Annotated in this window: 1 protein-coding gene; it reads left to right on the top strand. The window is 28.8% G+C overall.

Annotated elements, in window-relative coordinates:
• Positions 1-47: 47 nt before the first annotated feature.
• A partial coding sequence (locus tag CGS49_RS13385; protein ID WP_343215877.1) for an ABC transporter permease occupies positions 48-1,616 on the top strand: 1,569 nt, incomplete at its 3' end.

Here is a 1,616-nt window from a genome sequence, read left to right as displayed (position 1 = left end):
TTAAACAAACTTATTAAAAAATTTAATTTACAGGTAAGTCAGACTATATTGCTCCTAACCATAAAAATTATTCTTATGCTTACATATCTGTAGCAACATTCAACAAATATTTTATTGATTATCCATCAACACAATTAATCAAAATATATTCAAAAAATAATGATATTAGACATGAAATTGAAACTATATTAGGTAATAGATTAATTTCTTACGAGAATCGCAAGACAAAAACTGAGATAGCTGAAGCAACAGAGCGTGTTGGTCAAATTCGAAATCTTTCTTTTCTATTTTCTTTTATTTTTATACTATTAGCAATTTTAGCGATGTTTTCAACCATTCTAAGGCTCATTGAAAGCCAGACGAAAGAAATTGCTGTACTCAAAGCACTAGGATATTCTAATTTACAGATTACTGAACATTATATCAGTTTTGGCTTTTTAATTAGTAGTCTCGGATGTATTATTGGTACAGTATTTTCCACTATTATATCTTTGTTTGTTTTAAATACTGAAAAAAAAATGTTCTTAATCCCAAACTGGAGAATTGCTTATTTATGGTTTTCTTTAGGGATTCTATGGTTCGTTATTTTGATTTGTACTGTTTCTTCTTACATAGCTTCTCGACAAGCGGTGAAAGGCCTTCCAGCAGTATTTTTAAGAGGAACAGAAAAAAAAGTACATCATATTTTATTAGAAAAAATAGATATTATTTGGAGAAATATAACGGATGAAACCAAGTGGGCTATTAGAGATGCGCTTTCTAATAAAATACGTATTTTAATGGGAATAATAGGGGTTTCTGGCGGTGTGATGTTGTTAATTGCTGGAATAGGAATGCCTTCTTCAATGAACTATTTAGTTACTAAGACCTATAATAAAGATTTTAGTTATTATAGAAGACTTAATGTCAGAGATTATTCATTAGCAAATAAAAAATATGACGGTCAATGGATTCAAATTAATAAAGCACATTTTAGTAAAGAGGATGCATATAATAGATTATTTATCATTGTAGATCAAGGAAATTTTGTTAATATAAAGACAACAGATGGAAAAAAAATTCAAAATGGTGGAGTATATATTTCTAAATCCTTTGCAAAATCTGCAAATATTAATATCGGTGACAACTTGACAATAAAACCGTATCAAGATAGTAAAAAATATGTAGTACCTGTAAAAGGTATTGTCGGAAGTGAGACTACTCAAGGAGCGTATATTACTAAAGCTACGTATAAAAGGCTCGGAGGAGAATTTAATCCTAAGACGATTTTAATTGATAGCAAATATTCATCATCTAAACTTTCAAATGATCCAAATATTTTATCTACAGTAACTAAGTACAGTCAGGAACGTAATGCATATAATTTTATAGATAGCTTAATGAATGTTTTTCTAATCATTATTGGATTTGCTTTATTATTAGTGATCGTAATACTATACAATTTAGGCTCCCTAAATTTTGTTGAACGCACAAGAGATTATGCCACTTTACAAGTCCTCGGATTCTCTAAGAAAAATTTACAAAATATTACCTTGTTAGAAAATATATTAACCACAATGATAGGTTGGATACTGGGGATTCCTATGGGAATATGGTTCCTAAATCAATATATTAAG

Source organism: Faecalibacterium langellae (genome assembly GCF_002549775.1).
GTDB lineage: Bacteria > Bacillota > Clostridia > Oscillospirales > Ruminococcaceae > Faecalibacterium > Faecalibacterium langellae.
This window is presented reverse-complemented; position numbering and strand designations above follow the sequence as displayed.